This is a genomic window from Butyrivibrio sp., from assembly GCF_015056685.1.
In the GTDB taxonomy this organism is placed as follows: Bacteria; Bacillota; Clostridia; order Lachnospirales; family Lachnospiraceae; genus Butyrivibrio.
Window position 1 is genome coordinate 28,277 of sequence record NZ_SVFW01000035.1, and the last position, 14,761, is coordinate 43,037.

14 protein-coding genes are annotated in these 14,761 nt (G+C 40.0%); 3 read left to right on the forward strand and 11 right to left on the reverse strand.

What is annotated here, in order from left to right:
* Nucleotides 1-256: 256 nt before the first annotated feature.
* The 4 genes from E7303_RS12550 to E7303_RS12565 all read right to left on the reverse strand — a co-directional run bounded on the left by E7303_RS12550 (nt 257) and on the right by E7303_RS12565 (nt 3,792).
* The gene (locus tag E7303_RS12550; protein ID WP_292145673.1) at nt 257-445 is read right to left on the reverse strand and encodes a hypothetical protein; all 189 of its coding nucleotides are present in this window, start codon (nt 443-445) and stop codon (nt 257-259) included.
* Nucleotides 446-579: 134 nt separating this feature from the next.
* The gene (locus tag E7303_RS12555; RefSeq protein ID WP_292145674.1) at nt 580-1,050 is read right to left on the reverse strand and encodes a hypothetical protein; all 471 of its coding nucleotides are present in this window, start codon (nt 1,048-1,050) and stop codon (nt 580-582) included.
* Nucleotides 1,051-1,168: 118 nt separating this feature from the next.
* Nucleotides 1,169-1,969, reverse strand: a complete 801-nt coding sequence (locus E7303_RS12560; RefSeq protein WP_292145676.1) for a response regulator transcription factor — start codon at nt 1,967-1,969, stop codon at nt 1,169-1,171.
* A gap of 71 nt (nt 1,970-2,040) precedes the next feature.
* Nucleotides 2,041-3,792, reverse strand: coding sequence for a cache domain-containing sensor histidine kinase (locus tag E7303_RS12565; RefSeq protein ID WP_292145677.1), 1,752 nt, complete (start codon nt 3,790-3,792; stop codon nt 2,041-2,043).
* A gap of 142 nt (nt 3,793-3,934) precedes the next feature.
* Between E7303_RS12565 and E7303_RS12570 the strand changes: the two genes are divergently transcribed.
* Both E7303_RS12570 and E7303_RS12575 read left to right on the forward strand, forming a co-directional pair.
* Nucleotides 3,935-5,302 (forward strand): TrkH family potassium uptake protein, encoded by a 1,368-nt coding sequence (locus E7303_RS12570; RefSeq protein ID WP_292145678.1) that lies wholly within the window; start codon nt 3,935-3,937, stop codon nt 5,300-5,302.
* A 12-nt stretch (nt 5,303-5,314) separates the two neighbouring features.
* Nucleotides 5,315-5,965 carry a potassium channel family protein gene (locus tag E7303_RS12575; RefSeq protein WP_292145679.1) on the forward strand — a complete coding sequence of 217 codons (651 nt, stop codon included), beginning with the start codon at nt 5,315-5,317 and terminating at the stop codon, nt 5,963-5,965.
* 12 nt (nt 5,966-5,977) lie between these two features.
* Here the strand turns inward: E7303_RS12575 and E7303_RS12580 are convergent, their stop codons facing one another.
* The 7 genes from E7303_RS12580 to E7303_RS12610 all read right to left on the reverse strand — a co-directional run bounded on the left by E7303_RS12580 (nt 5,978) and on the right by E7303_RS12610 (nt 12,988).
* The gene (locus tag E7303_RS12580; RefSeq protein ID WP_292145680.1) at nt 5,978-6,826 is read right to left on the reverse strand and encodes a carbohydrate ABC transporter permease; all 849 of its coding nucleotides are present in this window, start codon (nt 6,824-6,826) and stop codon (nt 5,978-5,980) included.
* A gap of 2 nt (nt 6,827-6,828) precedes the next feature.
* Nucleotides 6,829-7,743 carry a carbohydrate ABC transporter permease gene (locus tag E7303_RS12585; protein ID WP_292145681.1) on the reverse strand — a complete coding sequence of 305 codons (915 nt, stop codon included), beginning with the start codon at nt 7,741-7,743 and terminating at the stop codon, nt 6,829-6,831.
* A gap of 99 nt (nt 7,744-7,842) precedes the next feature.
* Nucleotides 7,843-9,204: an ABC transporter substrate-binding protein gene (locus E7303_RS12590; protein WP_292145682.1), complete on the reverse strand. Its 1,362-nt coding sequence runs from the start codon at nt 9,202-9,204 to the stop codon at nt 7,843-7,845.
* A gap of 59 nt (nt 9,205-9,263) precedes the next feature.
* Entirely contained in the window at nt 9,264-9,818 is a 555-nt protein-coding gene (locus tag E7303_RS12595; RefSeq protein ID WP_292145683.1) for a hypothetical protein, read from the reverse strand.
* 145 nt (nt 9,819-9,963) lie between these two features.
* A complete protein-coding gene (locus E7303_RS12600) occupies nt 9,964-11,043 on the reverse strand; it encodes a peptidylprolyl isomerase (protein ID WP_292145684.1) in 1,080 nt (359 codons plus the stop codon).
* A gap of 9 nt (nt 11,044-11,052) precedes the next feature.
* Nucleotides 11,053-12,486 (reverse strand): NAD(P)/FAD-dependent oxidoreductase, encoded by a 1,434-nt coding sequence (locus tag E7303_RS12605; RefSeq protein ID WP_292145687.1) that lies wholly within the window; start codon nt 12,484-12,486, stop codon nt 11,053-11,055.
* A 37-nt stretch (nt 12,487-12,523) separates the two neighbouring features.
* Entirely contained in the window at nt 12,524-12,988 is a 465-nt protein-coding gene (locus E7303_RS12610) for a PH domain-containing protein (RefSeq protein ID WP_292145685.1), read from the reverse strand.
* A 222-nt stretch (nt 12,989-13,210) separates the two neighbouring features.
* Here E7303_RS12610 and E7303_RS12615 point away from each other — a divergent pair, with 222 nt between their 5' ends.
* Nucleotides 13,211-13,558, forward strand: coding sequence for a hypothetical protein (locus tag E7303_RS12615; protein WP_292145686.1), 348 nt, complete (start codon nt 13,211-13,213; stop codon nt 13,556-13,558).
* Nucleotides 13,559-14,761: the final 1,203 nt, after the last annotated feature.

The window sequence follows — 14,761 nt, forward strand, 5'->3', positions numbered from 1 at the left end:
GGAATGGACAGTTCCATTATCATTGATCCTGAGACCGGAGACCCTTACGTGATCCCAAGGAGTAAAGCAAGCTAAGGTTATCTCCAAGTTATTTAAGTTGTAGAGATTAGGGAGAGAAGACAGAGGGACGGTTCTTTTGACTTATTGTAAGCAATAAGTCAAAAGAACCGTCCCTCTGTCTTCTCTCCCTAATCTACAACGTAAAACCTCATTATTAGCTACAAAAAAAATAATCAACTTTTCACAGCTTATCATTTTATTTTGATGCCATTCGTTTGCCACACTTTTTGCATTTTAGAACAGTTTTTTTCAAGACCTTAACATCGGTCTTCACAAACTCATGATCTCCGCCTTTGGGGCAGTTTCCCTTGCGCTTAGCACCGCCAATTACATCCTCAAGATACTCATCTGTTATTTCCATTCTTACATTTTTATTCTCAGCCATTTTCCTACCCTCCATACTCATACGAAGTATTCTCTTTCTCAACCTGGCACAAACCAATAATAGCGATAGACAATAAAACTAAGTATCATTAGTTATCCATTTATACGAATCAAAATGAATTTTGTCAATTCTGGTCAAGGACGATATTTTTTCAAAAGCTGTTTCATAAAAAGTGGCTGAAGTATAAAAATAAGAATGTATCCAACTATAAAGCAAATGACAAGAGAATGAAGAAACATTGGAAGAAATGAAAGCTGCGCCATCCCGCCGCTTTGTTTCATGGCCATAGTATATGCAAGTAGTACCATTACAAAAGTCATAAGTGGCGTATAAATAAGATTTGAAATAAGACTGCTTAACAGGCGCTCTTTTATGGTTTCCTGATTAAATCCTGCCTTGCGGCAAGCATCACCGGTTATTTTACCTACAGGGACCACAAAGCCAATGATAATACTAATGATCGCACTGACAACGAAACTTAAAAGAAATCCAACAGGCGTAAAATGCCCTGAACTTAGCGTCCCGGTAAGGGCCAGACAAAAGCTCATAAGAATTCCCATTCTGATTCCCATTCCTCTGCCAATCTTTTTCATCTGCTCATTCATAGGCGTCTCCTTCTTCACATAAAACACAGTTGCAACTATCTGATTATTATTTATATTTTATCATAATCGCGTCTACTATTAAATCTGCAATTACGTGTTGAAATATCCGGGCTATCCCTCATGAACTCTTCTCAAGTACATAGTCTGAATAGCTCATGCCGGTATATTTTTTAAAACACCTGCTAAAATAGTTAGGATCAGGAATTCCCACTTCTCCTGCCGTTCTATACATCTTATAGCCAAGCTCTGCATAGCGAAGAGCCTTTTTCATTCGAAGGTCCGTGAGATATTTGGCAAAATTTTTCCCGGTGTCAGCCTTAAACTTACGAGACAGGTAGCTTGCACTAAAGCCAAAGTTCTGAGCGATGAAAGTAAGATTAAGCTTGGGATCCGTGAAGTTCTCCATAACATACTTTTCTATAAGCTCAGTGGAATTGATCTCTCCCGAAAGTCCATCATCATCAAAAGACTCATCAAAATCATCGCTTTCAGCATCTCTTTCAAAGCCGTTCTTATGCCCCAGATTATGCCTTGATGCATCAAGCTTTTCTTTTGCCCTTTCAAGAACCTTTGTAACCTCCGCTCTGACCATAGGTTTAAGCATATAGTCAAACACAGGAAGACTCACACATTTTCTGGCATACTCAAACTGATCAAATGCCGTCATTATTATAATGATAAGATTCGGATATCTTGCAGTAGCGATCTGAGTGAACTCTATTCCATCCATAAAAGGCATGGCGATATCGACAAATGCTATATCCGGCCTTATCTCATCAATTACATTTATGGCTTCAATGCCACTTGCTGCCTCTCCAACAACCTCCATTCCAAGGCTCTCGTAATCAATCGCTGCCTTCATAAGTTTTCTAGCCGATTCTTCATCGTCAATTACCATAACTCTGTACACATTCCCCATAATAACCTCTCCCTGAAACATCAAACCCCTATATTGTCAAAAAACTAATGTCCAATCCCCTGAAAAAAAGGTCAGCTCGTGGCCGGAATTACAAATTCAATTTCAGTATATTCCCCAATTTCACTCTTTATACTGACAACATCCTCTTTTCCGGTATAATACCTTATTCGCTCTATAGTCCCCCAAAGACCAAAGCTCTCGGTATCAAGGTCATTTTTATCCTTCCTCTCAAGAGAAAGGATCTGATCTATTTTTTCCTGGCTCATACCTATTCCGGTATCATGTACGATAATGTGCAGATTTCCATCCTGAAGTCTGCTGCTTATCTTTATTTTACCTCTTTCGCCCTTCAAACGTATACCATGATATATACTGTTTTCCACAAGGGGCTGCAAAATAAGCTTTGGAACCACAACTTCCTGAGTATTTTCAGCTATGTCATACTCATCATCCAATATGTCGCCATATCTTAGCTTTTGAAGAGAAAGATAATCCTTAACGATCCATACTTCCCTTGAAAGTGGGATTGCCCTGTCGCCCTTACTCAAAAAGTTCCTGTAAAAGCTGCCAAGAGTTTCAAGGGCGTCATGGACATTTCCAGCTCCTGCGTCCATAGCCATAAAGCCAATGGTCTCGATTGAATTATAAAGAAAATGTGGCTTTATCTGCTCCTGCAAAACTCGCATCTCTGCCCTCTGAAGAGTCTTTTCTTTTTCCATGAGCTTATCAATAAGGTCATTAACATGATCGATCATGCCGTTGTAGTCGCCCTGAAGCATATCAAGCTCACTGTAAGGCACTTCTACATTTATTTTCTTAAGCTCTCCCGACTGCCTGTTTGTCTCCATGGAATTGGACAATTCAAAGATTGGATCTGTTATAGTCTTTCTGATAAATGTCCCGACGAAAAATGCAAGAATAATGAACACTATCATCAAGAACAACAGAATATACAGCATTCTAAAGGGAATTCCCTCTGTACCGTAGGGTGAAACCCTCAGAATGACTATAGGAAGGCCATTCACAAGGCATCCCGACAAGAGTTCTCTTTCACCGTCTATAAAAACGTCCTCATGCCTTATAGACGTACTTACGAATTTATTATCAAAAAAGTTCACATAGCTTTTATTTCCTGCAAGAAAAGTCCCATCACTTCCCATGATGCAGATGTTGTCATAACTAAGGCTTGCCAGCATTCTCTCAAATACCAGAGAGGAAATATTCATCATCAGAATTCCGGTTCTTTTCTGAGTGTCAATGTCATATATTGCTCTTCCAATGGTGACAACAGGGCGTCCGTCCTGCTTGGTCGCTATACCGTTACTGTTAAGGGAAACCACTACTCTGCCAAGACCTTCATATATATCACCTTTCCATTCTTCACTGTTCATAAGTCCATAGTCATAATGATAGGTAAACCGGTTAGTTGCCAGCATGATCAGGTCTTCTCTGAAGATCATGACACTATCCACGCCCTCTGTTACGTTCAGAATGTCCATAACTCCATATCTTGCGTCGTTTATCATACTGATATCTACAGAGAGCATTTTTGCCCTTAAAAAAGTCAGAACCCTGTCATCTATCATTATAAGTCTCGAAAGAGATGTATATTTCTGAATATCGGAACTAATGTTACTTGAAAGTGTCTTAAGAACATTTTCAGAATCTCTGGTGGCGTAGTCTTTTTGCTCCTGCTTTGTGATTACATATGTTGAAAACACAAATACGATGGCAGCAACAAGAACTATCCCAAAGATCAGCCTTTTAAGGCTAAAAGAAAGTGTATTTTGCTTTATGTTTTTACTTATTATGCTTAATTTCATTCCCCAATATCCCCAAATACCTCTAAAACTAACACCCATATTCATTATAACCGATTTCTCCCTGAAAGTATCTGCGCTTGTTAAGCAAAAACCAAGGAAGTATAATGATTTGACGACGCATTTTTTTCGGGAGGACTTATTTTTGAAAAAGTGGAGTTTTTCATCAGAACATCTGATACCCCTTAGCTTTTTGGGAGCCATACTAATTGGAGCAATTCTTTTGTTCCTTCCTATATCAACGGCGCCAGGAAACACCACAGATTTCCTTACAGCTCTTTTTACAGCAACCACATCTGTATGTGTTACCGGACTTGTTGTAGTAGATACCTACAGCCACTGGAGCGTTTTTGGACAGGTTATTATCCTTATCCTCGCCCAGATCGGTGGCCTTGGTATCATCACTGTTGCATCTTTGTTCATGCTGGTCACAAGAAAAAAATTCTCAATGGGTCAAAGGATCGTTCTTACAGATGCCCTTAACCTGAATGAACGCTCAGGAGTTTTAAGAATACTTGTCCGCATTATGCGAGGGACCATTATTGTTGAACTGCTTGGAGCAATTCTTTATTCCTTCAGTTTCGTACCTCTCCTTGGATTCCCAAAAGGTCTATGGGCAGCTATCTTTAATTCTGTTTCTGCCTTTTGTAACGCAGGTATGGACATTGTCGGACCTACAAGTATGGGTGTTTTCAATTCCAACTCGCTTGTCCTTTTCACAACAATGGCACTTATCGTTTTAGGAGGCCTTGGCTATGTAGTCTGGTTTGACCTTTCTTCAGGCATAGTGAATGGAGTCAAAAACAGATACTCTCCAAAGCTTATATGGAAAAGACTGTCCGAACACACAAAACTTGTTCTTTCCCTGACATTTATCCTCATTGTCCTTGGAGCAGTATCTATTTTGGCATTTGAGTATAACAATCCCGAAACCTTAGGAAACATGCCGCTTTCTCAAAAGATCATGAACAGTTTTTTTGAATCAATAACTCTAAGAACAGCCGGATTTGCCAGTTTTTCACAAAAATCCATGACTGACCTGTCCTGTATTATGGCTTATATTCTTATGTTTATAGGTGGCTCACCTGTAGGTACAGCCGGCGGAGTCAAGACTGTAACTTTCTTTTTGGCGGTTCTAAATGTTGTTAATTACATAAAAAACGATGATAAAGATCTTGTGTTTAATAGAAAAGTTTCCTATGAACTTATGCGAAAAGCCACTGTTATCGTAGCTGTCAGTTCCTTTACAGTTGTGCTGTTCACCCTCTTACTAATGTCAACAGATACGTCACTTGGAGTCACAGATGCTCTTTTTGAGATAGTCAGCGCATCTGCAACAGTTGGTCTTTCCAGAAATGTTACAACGACTTTAAATGTAGCAGGCCGAATCATCGTAATTATAGCCATGTACCTTGGAAGGATCGGCCCCATTTCCATGGCAATCTTTTTTGCAAAAAGAAAAACCAGAAATAATTCAGTTCAATACATCGAAGGCAATTTCTACGTAGGATAAAGGAGAATGACAATGAAAAAATCAGTTGCAGTTTTAGGATTAGGAAGATACGGAATCAGCCTTGCCAAAAGTCTTTATGAAATGGGAGCTGACGTCCTTGTTGCTGACAAAAATGAAGACCTTATAAAAGAAATGGCAGACTTTTGCACTGTTGGCATATGTGCTGACCTGGAGAATGAAGAAGAAATAAAGTCACTTGATATAAAAAACATGGACATTGTTGTCTGCGCCATGGGACGAAATCTGTCAGCCAGCATCATGTCAGTTGCAGTTGCCAAGGAACTCGGTGTTCCGCTTGTTGTAGCAAAAAGTTCCTCAGAAAGGATGTCTTCCATACTCAAAAAAGTCGGAGCAGATAAGATCATCATTCCTGAGGACTTCGGAGGTTTGCAATCTGCAAGAATCCTTATTTCAGATACTTTCATTGACTATTTCCAGCTGGATGAAAATCTCTCAATGGTTGAAATAAGACCAAGAGACAGCTGGATTGGAAAGAGCCTTTTGGAGCTTGATCTCAGAAAGAAATACAAGCTCAACGTTGTCGCTGTAAAAAACAGCCAGACAAAATGGGGCTTTATTGATCCTCAGAGAAAACTTACTTCTGATACCACTCTCCTTGTAGTCATTGAAACAAATGAACTAAATAAAATAAATAAGGGCTGATCCTTATTTCTTTTACCCCTTAACGGCGCCAGCTATAAAGCTGGCCTGTATCTTGCCGCTAAGGAATATATAGAATATAAGGGTTGGAAACGTCGCTATTACAAGGGCTGCACCGATTGGCCCCCACTCTGTGGTATGCTGTCCGGAAAGTGCCTTTATACCTACAGGAAGCGTCCTGTGAGCTGAATCTGAGATAAATACGTTTGCAAACATGAACTCATTCCAGCACTGTAGGTATGAATAAACTCCGACAGTTGATACCGCAGGTTTCATAAGCGGAAGTATGATCTTAAAAAATGTTCCAAAAAGTCCGCATCCATCTATCCTTGCTGCCTCATCAAGGGCTGTCGGTATTTCAGCCATAAAGCCGGAGCAGATAAGGATTGCCATTGACAGAGCAAACGCTGAATAAGGAACGATCAGTGTCGAATACTTATTGAGCCAGTGAAGCTTTGACAAGACTACATAAACAGGCACGATTGATGCCTGGATCGGGATTGTCAGTCCCAGCATAAAAAATGCATTTGCAAGTCCGCTAAATTTCCATCTGATTCTGGTTATCGCATAGCAGGCCATCATGGCTGCCATCATTGAAATCCCTATTGCAAGAGTTGTCACAAGAAGGCTGTTAAAAAAGTACAGTCCCATATTTCCTGTGTTCATGGCTGTTACAAAGTTTGACCAGAGCCAGTTCTTTGGAAGGCCTATGATATTGCTTCCGAATATCTCATCATTTGACTTAAGCGAAAAAGTGAACATGAAATAAATCGGAAAGATATTGATCAGGGCCCAAATGATCAGAAATATATTTGTTATAACCTTAAGATAAGGTTTTTCTTCCTTAAGTGTGTAACTTTCCATCTTTAATCATCCTTTTCTTTAAATGCTGCTGTTATGAGAAGTGCAAAGGCAAAGCACAGTATTATTAGCATTACAGATATCGTGCTGCCCATTCCATATCTGTTTCTAAGGAACAGCATGTTCTCAAGAAGTGTGCTTGGAACCTCTGTCGACTGGAAGGGGCCGCCTTCAGTCAGGATCCTTACAAGGTCATAAGTCTTGAGTGAACCTGTGACAGCAAAGATAACGCTTACTCTTATGATTGGCTTGATTATCGGTATGACAACGTATCTGTCAACCTGCCATTTGGTTGCGCCATCAAGCATCGCTGCTTCTCTAAGATCTATGGATACTCCTTTTACTCCGGCGTACATAAGTAGCATATGATAGCCGATGTACTGCCACACCGTTGGAACAATGATACTTCCAAGAGCAGTTTTTACATCGCCAACCCACACGTGCTTTAGATTTCCCATGTTTATTGCATCAAGAAATCTGTTTAAAAGGCCGTAATCCGGATTGTAGATCTTAAGCCATAACTGACCTATTACAACTGTAGAGATCAGCACCGGCATAAAGAAAATTGACAGGAAAGTTCTTTCTCTTCTCGCTCCTCTTCCAAGCAAAAGCGCCAGTAAAAGCGCAAAGGGCAGCTGAACAAAGACAGAGAAAAATGCCAGAATCAATGAATTTTTCAAAGATGTCATAAATTTGATAGAACCGTTTGTAAACAGTTCAATGTAATTATTCAATCCAATGAATGTGCCTTCAGAAAAGCCATTCCAGTCATATAAGCTCCTGTATACAGATACAGCAATAGGAGCTATCAGAATACTTATAAAAAGAAGTAGACCCGGAAGTAAAAATACAAAGATTGCAAAAGCTTTTTTTAGTTCTTTATTTCTTCTCTCCCTCTCTACGTTTTTTTCTTTTTCCATACAAAAAATCCTTCCCCTATATCCCTTTTAAAAAAGGCCCTCCCTCTCTCTTAGTAAGGAAACAGGAAGGACCTTTATAAAACCAGTTATGAAAAAGTATTACTGAATATCTTTTGAAAGACCTTCTATGAACTGGCTTCCATCAAGAAGGCAGCCATAAACCTGATCTACATATGAAAGATATGTGTTAGCAGAATCTGCGCTCATGGCTGTATCGCCGAAAAGAACCATTGAATCAGCGCCTGCAACGATTCCTGCTACAGTCTGTGTAAGTTCGTTAACTGAACTTGTATCGCCATAAGGTGTCCAAGCTGGAAGTCCGCATCCATCAAGGTATCCATAGTGGCAGATGAGCTTACCAAGCTCGAATGCATAGTCAGCAGCTCTTTCTGCATTAGGTGAAGATGCTGAAACTGCAAGTGTATCTGAAGGTCCGCCAATAAGCTGTCCAAGCTTTGACTTATCTGCATTGATAACAGGGAACTCACCTACTTTTACCTTAGGGAAGAACTCTTCATTAGCTGCAAAGTCAGCACAGTTCCATGTTCCATTCATATAGAATGCATACTTGCCTGCCATGAAGTTGTTCTTAACTTCATCGTTTGTAAGGCCGATTCCTGAAGGATCGAAATATCCGTTAGTAACAAGGCTCTGGAATGTATCAACAGCGTCTGCTACGTCCTGATTGTTCCATGTTGACTTTCCAAGGAATATATCATTAAGTGTGTCTGCTCCGGCACTCTTCTCGATAACTGACTCGAGGTACTCAGTTACGCACCATGTCTCCTTACCAGCGCAACCAAAAGGAATGATTCCCTTTGCTTTAAGTGCGTCACAGCAAGCAATGAATTCATCATATGTGCCAGGGATCTCTTCGTAGCCAACTTCCTTAAGAAGTTCCATGTTAGCAAAAAGACCAACGATGTTCATTGTAAGCGGCACGCCATAGTGCTTTCCGTCATAAGTTGAGTTGCCAAGCATAACCTCTGGAAGTTCTGACTTATAGTTCTGATAAGCATCATCAAGGCAATAAACCTTTCCTGCTTCTACGAAATCACCAAGGAATGCACATGACCATGTAAAGAAGATATCAGGCATCTCATTAGCAGAAACTGCAGCTTTAATCTTGGTCTTGTAGGACTGATTCTCGAAAGCTTCCCAAGTAAAGTTGATCTCTGGGTGATTTGCCTGCATATCAGCGATAGCAGCTTCATAAGAGTGTCGGTTTGAATCACTCTCTGTAGCAATACACCACATGTTAAGAGAAATAGGCTCTTCTGAAGTAGTTTCAGTTACTGCCTCAGTCTTCTCTTCTGTCTTGGCTTCAGTAGTAGCTTCCTGCTTAGCCTGCTCCGGAGCTGATCCTGTATCAGCAGCTGGCTGAGAAGCACTTCCACATCCGAAGAGAGACAATGTCATTAACCCCGCCATAAACATTGAAACAATACGTTTTTTTTGCATTTCATACCTCCCTTTATTAAATTGTTGTTTTATCTAAAGCGCATGCAGCTTAAGATTCTTTAACTTTTAGCCTCTGTCTTTACCATAGGCCATGGATATGCGATAGTGAGTTTATTCCCATCAAGCTCATAGTAAAGGTATGCGTCCTCTATGGGATCGTCATACATCAGCTTTATGCAGGAGTTTTCCTCATCCACTGTATATCTTCCAAAAAAGATATTCTCCTCAGAGAACTTTCCGTCATCAGTAAACTGATACTCCCATCCGTTGTCCTGTTTCCAGACACCAACAATTCCGTCAGTATCCTTTTGGCCATCGTACTCATAAGTGGACTTCTCGTACAAAAGCATCGTATCGCCTTCCATAACATAACGCAGTCCAAGATGATCCCCATTATCATCATCCAGCATTATGTACGAGTCGTCCTTTGAGTATGAATACTTTTCGCCCTTGTAAAGAGCTTCTCCGTCATCGTAAAAGGATAGGATTTCTTCACCGGGTTCATGGATGTACGCCCAGCTCTCAGTTTTTTCAGCTGCTTTTCCACAACCAAAAAGCACCAAAGATGCGCATAAAACCAACATAGTTACCAGGTAATATTCTAATTTTTTCATACCCTTTTTCCTTCCCTTCATGGTTTAAATATATCCGATTGTTCACTGAAATTTAATGGAATATTTTGACTTTATTAAGCACATTTTTTACTATTTAGACAAAAAAATCCCACATGACAATAATTTGTCTGTGGGATTTGCACTATTATCTAAAATATTTTTGATATATTTCCATCAAATTGGATGTAGAAACTTCTTCATCAGCCACTAAAGTAACCGAATTCCACAATTTCTCGTTGAGTCGCTTGTTCAGTGTCGCCACAAAGGCGTCATACTGCTGACCAAAAACCTCTCTTTTTCTCTCCGCTACGATCTTTTCCTTGTTAGCCTCAGTCTCTTCTCTGTTAAAGGTTGTTATGCATTTGATGATCACATAACCCTCTGAGGTTTCTATGATATCACTGACTTCATCAGTTCCCAGATTAAATGCAGTAGTATCATAAATGGACTCCATATCGCCCTTTCCAAAAGAAATAGTTCCTTCATCAGCCTCATTGTACTGAGCCATGAGTTCTTCAAAACTTCTACCTTCCTCAAGCTCGCTCACAATGCTTTTCATGTTTCTATAGATTGCATTTTTTTCTGAGTCACTGACAGGGGTCTTCTCTCCACCAGCATCAAGCGTGTAGGTCTTTAGAAGTATCTGTTCCACGGTTATGGTTCTTGCTTCATCATCACTTATCTCCGGGTTAATGTCCCTTATGATGTAGTCATAGAGCTTATCAGCCAGGGCTCTCTCCTCATAAATAGCAAGCACTTCTTCAAGTGTTACGTTGCCCATGGCTTTGATATCAGCTTCCGTAAGGCCTCCGTAATACTCATTTGCCGCCTGAAGTGAAAGATTTATCTCTGACTGATCAAGGGAGATTCCATTTTCCTCAGCCAAAAGATTCATTGCCTTTATCTGGGCGATCTTGGCAAGAACCGATTCCTTTAACCTGTCTTCTACAGTTCCTGCATCTGTCTCTTTTCCCCAGATATCACTTCCAAAGCTCTCTTCATAGCCTTCCTGGGTATTTACCAGGTACACTAACGCCTCTGACAGATTGCAGCTCCTGTCCTCGATAGTAAACACCTCATTCTTGGAAAAACCTGTTGTAAAGACAAGCCTTACATCTGAAAGGTCAGTGCCACATCCGGTAAGAGCAAGGGACAAAATCAGAGTAATAGTGGCTGAAAAAATATTCAGTTTACCTTTTCTTTTTTTTAGTGTTCTAAAAATCATGTCTGCCTGTTATTTCATACTGCTGATAATACTGCGGGCAACAGAAAGTCCGTTTGCACTTGCCTGCTGAAGACCTCTTGTAACGCCTGCTCCGTCTCCGATAGCTCGAAGGCCTTTGATGCTGGTCTCGAAGTCTTTATTTACAATGACTTTATTGGAATAGAACTTAACCTCTACACCATAAAGAAGGGTCTCGTCTGAAGCAATTCCGGGAGTAACCTTATCAAGAGCCTGGATCATCTCATCAAGATCTACCATTATCCTGTGTGGGAATACAAGTGAAAGATCTCCGGGCACTGCATCCTTAAGTGTTGGGATCAGATTATTCCTGCAAAGTCTCTCCTCTGTTGTTCTACGACCTCTTTTGAAATCGCCATAGGTCTGAACAAGTATCTTGCCACCGCAGAGCATATTTGAAAGCTCTGCTATTTTTTTACCATATTCGATTGGTGTTTTAAAGGGCTTTGTAAAGTTCTTTGAAACCAAAAGTGCAAAGTTGGTATTGTTTGTCTTAAACTCTTTTCCCTTATAGGCATGTCCGTTAACTACTGCAAGACCGCCCTCGTAGTACTCTGTAGCAACTTCACCGGAAGGATTTGTGCAGAAAGTTCTCACCTTATCATCAAAGGTTGGTGTGTGGTAAATAAGCTTTGCCTCATAAAGATTTTCATTGAGGAACTGCATTACCTCATCCCTTACTTCAACGCGGACTCCTACATCAACTGTTCCAGGTTTTGTCTCGATTCCAATCTCTTCGCACTTATCCTTGAACCAGTCTGCGCCCTCTCTTCCGACAGCAGACACAATTTCTTTTGCCAGGAAAGTCTCCCCTTTATCTGTCACTACTCCTGTAGCAACGCCGTTCTCCACAAGGATATCCTTGACCATTGTATTAAACTCTATTGTGACACCCTTGCTTAAAATATGTTCCTGAAGACGGGAGTATATCTTATATCCCTCCTCAGTGCCAAGGTGTCTTATGGGACACTCTACAAGCTTAAGGTTGGCGTTAATGGCTTTTCTTCTGATCTCGCGAAGCTCAGCCTCTTTATCAACGCCATACACGCTGGTATCTGCACCAAATTTAAGGTATATCTCATCAGATTCATGTATAAGCCTTGTAGCCTCATCATACCCAAGAATTTCAGGAAGTGTTCCTCCAACATCCGGAGAAAGTGAGAGCTTTCCATCAGAAAAAGCTCCTGCTCCCGCAAATCCTGTAGTAATTGAACATGGCTTGCAGCCTGCGCAGGTCTTGGTAACTCTCTTAGGGCAGTTTCTCTTTTCAATAGAGCGGCCCTTTTCTATCATCAGAACCTTGAGATCAAGTCTCTTCTCCATAAGTTCATATGCGCAGAAGATACCTCCTGGACCCGCACCTATAATTATCACATCAAATTCTTTTGCCATTAAAATCTCCTCTCTGTAATCAGATAAGCAGATAATTATAACATATCAAAGGCGAAAAAAATCCAAAAGTTTAGTCGTCTATATGCCCGCTTAGATCATCAGCATCATCAACGTCATGGATATCGCCTGCTCCAAAGCCTATGTTCTGCATGCTCACGGTTCTTCTCTTAATTCTTGCAGCTTCCGAAGCCTGAAGAAGGAAGTCTTTTATCTCACGCCCATGCTTTATATTCTTCATAGTGATAGTCCTGTCTGTAACATCGGACGTAAATAAAGTAATTGTTGAAAGACCTGCCATGCGCTGCAGAAGCGTTCTTGTAATCTCCACATCACTGATTTTATACATATAGCAGTCATTCTCACGAACAGTAAAAAAGCCGTTGATTATAGTAAAGTCATTGTCTCTTATCTCATACTTCGTAAAAGTCCAGGGAAGGCCAAACAAGAGCCATCTGCTGCGCTCTGTATATCTAAGTTCTCCCTTTGACATTTTAGATTCTTCAAATTTTTCCGGATTAGCAATTTTAGGACTCATCTTATCTTCCCCTTGTGATCACATTTTATTTTTAAATAATACTTTTTGATTATAAGTTTTTTATCCTCATTATTCAATTTATGGTAAGGGCATTCACTATCAGTATTATAACAAAAAGCAATATTTTTAGGTTAACCACTTCAGATTTTCAGTTCTTCATCCGATAAACTTCATGAGGCAAAAGAATGAAAGCATTATTGAGGTTATAGGAGAAAAGTGGAAATGGATTTTAACTTTTTGGCCGCAGCAAATGGAATAACAAGTAAATATTTAAACCAGTTATCACAAAGTAGTGCTTCTGTAAGTTCACTTACCGCAGGAGAAGATGCAAAAGGCAAATTTGGAGAAGAGTTTGACAAAGCCTACAATTCATTGCAGGCTACCAGAGCACTTGATGCAACAATGCGTCAAAGCTACGCTTCTACGCATAAAGATGATTTTAAACAGGCTGCTGACAGACTGGGATATTCTATAGATAACAGAGTTATTGACATGCTCCACCTTGAGATCACATCGAAGATGGATGCACAGGTCAACGAAGCAATGAATAACGCAATTGATAATCTTTAAAAAAAGTTGTCGAAAGAAAAATCTTTCGACAACTTTTTTCTTTGTTTTTGCAATAATAAAAGACAATACATTAAACACACAGGAATACAGACTGACACTTAAATTAAGAGTCAGTTAGACAACGCAAAAAAGCGCGCAAAAGAACTATAGTGATCATCACACTATCTTTTATGAAGGAGTCATAGACATCCCTGTATGTTCAATGTTTGTGAGATTTGGAAGATGCAAGAATCATAGCCGCGTAAGCTATCATAAGCAGCGAATTAGACACGCTGTCCGCATCATCCATTGCTCTTTCGAGCAGAAATAATGTTCGTAACTAATAACTTGTCGTTCAACGATTGCCACTTTATCACAACCAAAATTGTATGTAAATAGAACTGTTTCAATCTTAAGAATTTCTATCGCAAATCTTAAGAATTCCTTAAGAAGTTGACTGTTTATGGATTATTTGTATTTTCTTATTTGTTTTATTCCAGTTCACGCCAATATAAAAAGTAAACCTATAAGCAAAATACTCTTTCTTTGTATATGCGTAAGTAATTGACTCTGTTGGAAAATGCTTGGCTCCGTACGCCACCATTGACTGAACCTGAGGAAAACGCTTTAGTCTGCGAGCCGACGGTGAGGATGATGGGAACAGTAGATCTTATCTCACCGTCGGATTCAGCATTTTAGCGTTTCCCTCAGAACCCGTCAATGGCAAGCACCTTCGGTGTGGCTGGGTTAAGGTGCCTCAGGATCCAATTCCGAGAACAGTAGGGGCGGCTACTTTCAAGAATATGTGTGACTATATACCCGCGGCTACCATTGTAAAGGGTACGACAATGCTAGTTTGGGCATATAGCTTGATACCGGTTTTGCAGCCACCATTTTAACAGGTAACTTGGGTAAAAAAATATATATTACATTTCTTACCCTATCTTTCTGGTTTTCTTTGGGTAAGATAATGATTATTACGTTTCTTACCCTGTCTTTCCACTTTTTCTCGGGTAAAATATTGATTATTTCATTTCTTACCCTGTCTTTCTACTTTTTCTCGGGTAAAATATTGATTATTTCATTTCTTACCCTGTCTTTCTACTTTTCCTCGGGTAAAATATTGATTATTTCATTTCTTACCCTGTCTTTCCACTTTTTCTCGGGTAAAATATTGATTATTTCATTTCTTACCCTGTCTTTCTACTTTTCCTCGGGTAAAAT

What these genes read in the sequence shown, in the direction of transcription:
- E7303_RS12600 (WP_292145684.1), bottom strand. Translation starts at nt 11,043, where the DNA reads ATGATTTTTAGAACACTAAAAAAAAGAAAAGGTAAACTGAATATTTTT.
- E7303_RS12555 (WP_292145674.1), bottom strand. Translation starts at nt 1,050, where the DNA reads ATGAATGAGCAGATGAAAAAGATTGGCAGAGGAATGGGAATCAGAATG.
- E7303_RS12590 (WP_292145682.1), bottom strand. Translation starts at nt 9,204, where the DNA reads ATGCAAAAAAAACGTATTGTTTCAATGTTTATGGCGGGGTTAATGACA.
- E7303_RS12580 (WP_292145680.1), bottom strand. Translation starts at nt 6,826, where the DNA reads ATGGAAAGTTACACACTTAAGGAAGAAAAACCTTATCTTAAGGTTATA.
- E7303_RS12575 (WP_292145679.1), top strand. Translation starts at nt 5,315, where the DNA reads ATGAAAAAATCAGTTGCAGTTTTAGGATTAGGAAGATACGGAATCAGC.
- E7303_RS12615 (WP_292145686.1), top strand. Translation starts at nt 13,211, where the DNA reads ATGGATTTTAACTTTTTGGCCGCAGCAAATGGAATAACAAGTAAATAT.
- E7303_RS12610 (WP_292145685.1), bottom strand. Translation starts at nt 12,988, where the DNA reads ATGAGTCCTAAAATTGCTAATCCGGAAAAATTTGAAGAATCTAAAATG.
- E7303_RS12585 (WP_292145681.1), bottom strand. Translation starts at nt 7,743, where the DNA reads ATGGAAAAAGAAAAAAACGTAGAGAGGGAGAGAAGAAATAAAGAACTA.
- E7303_RS12595 (WP_292145683.1), bottom strand. Translation starts at nt 9,818, where the DNA reads ATGAAAAAATTAGAATATTACCTGGTAACTATGTTGGTTTTATGCGCA.
- E7303_RS12560 (WP_292145676.1), bottom strand. Translation starts at nt 1,969, where the DNA reads ATGGGGAATGTGTACAGAGTTATGGTAATTGACGATGAAGAATCGGCT.
- E7303_RS12550 (WP_292145673.1), bottom strand. Translation starts at nt 445, where the DNA reads ATGGCTGAGAATAAAAATGTAAGAATGGAAATAACAGATGAGTATCTT.
- E7303_RS12565 (WP_292145677.1), bottom strand. Translation starts at nt 3,792, where the DNA reads ATGAAATTAAGCATAATAAGTAAAAACATAAAGCAAAATACACTTTCT.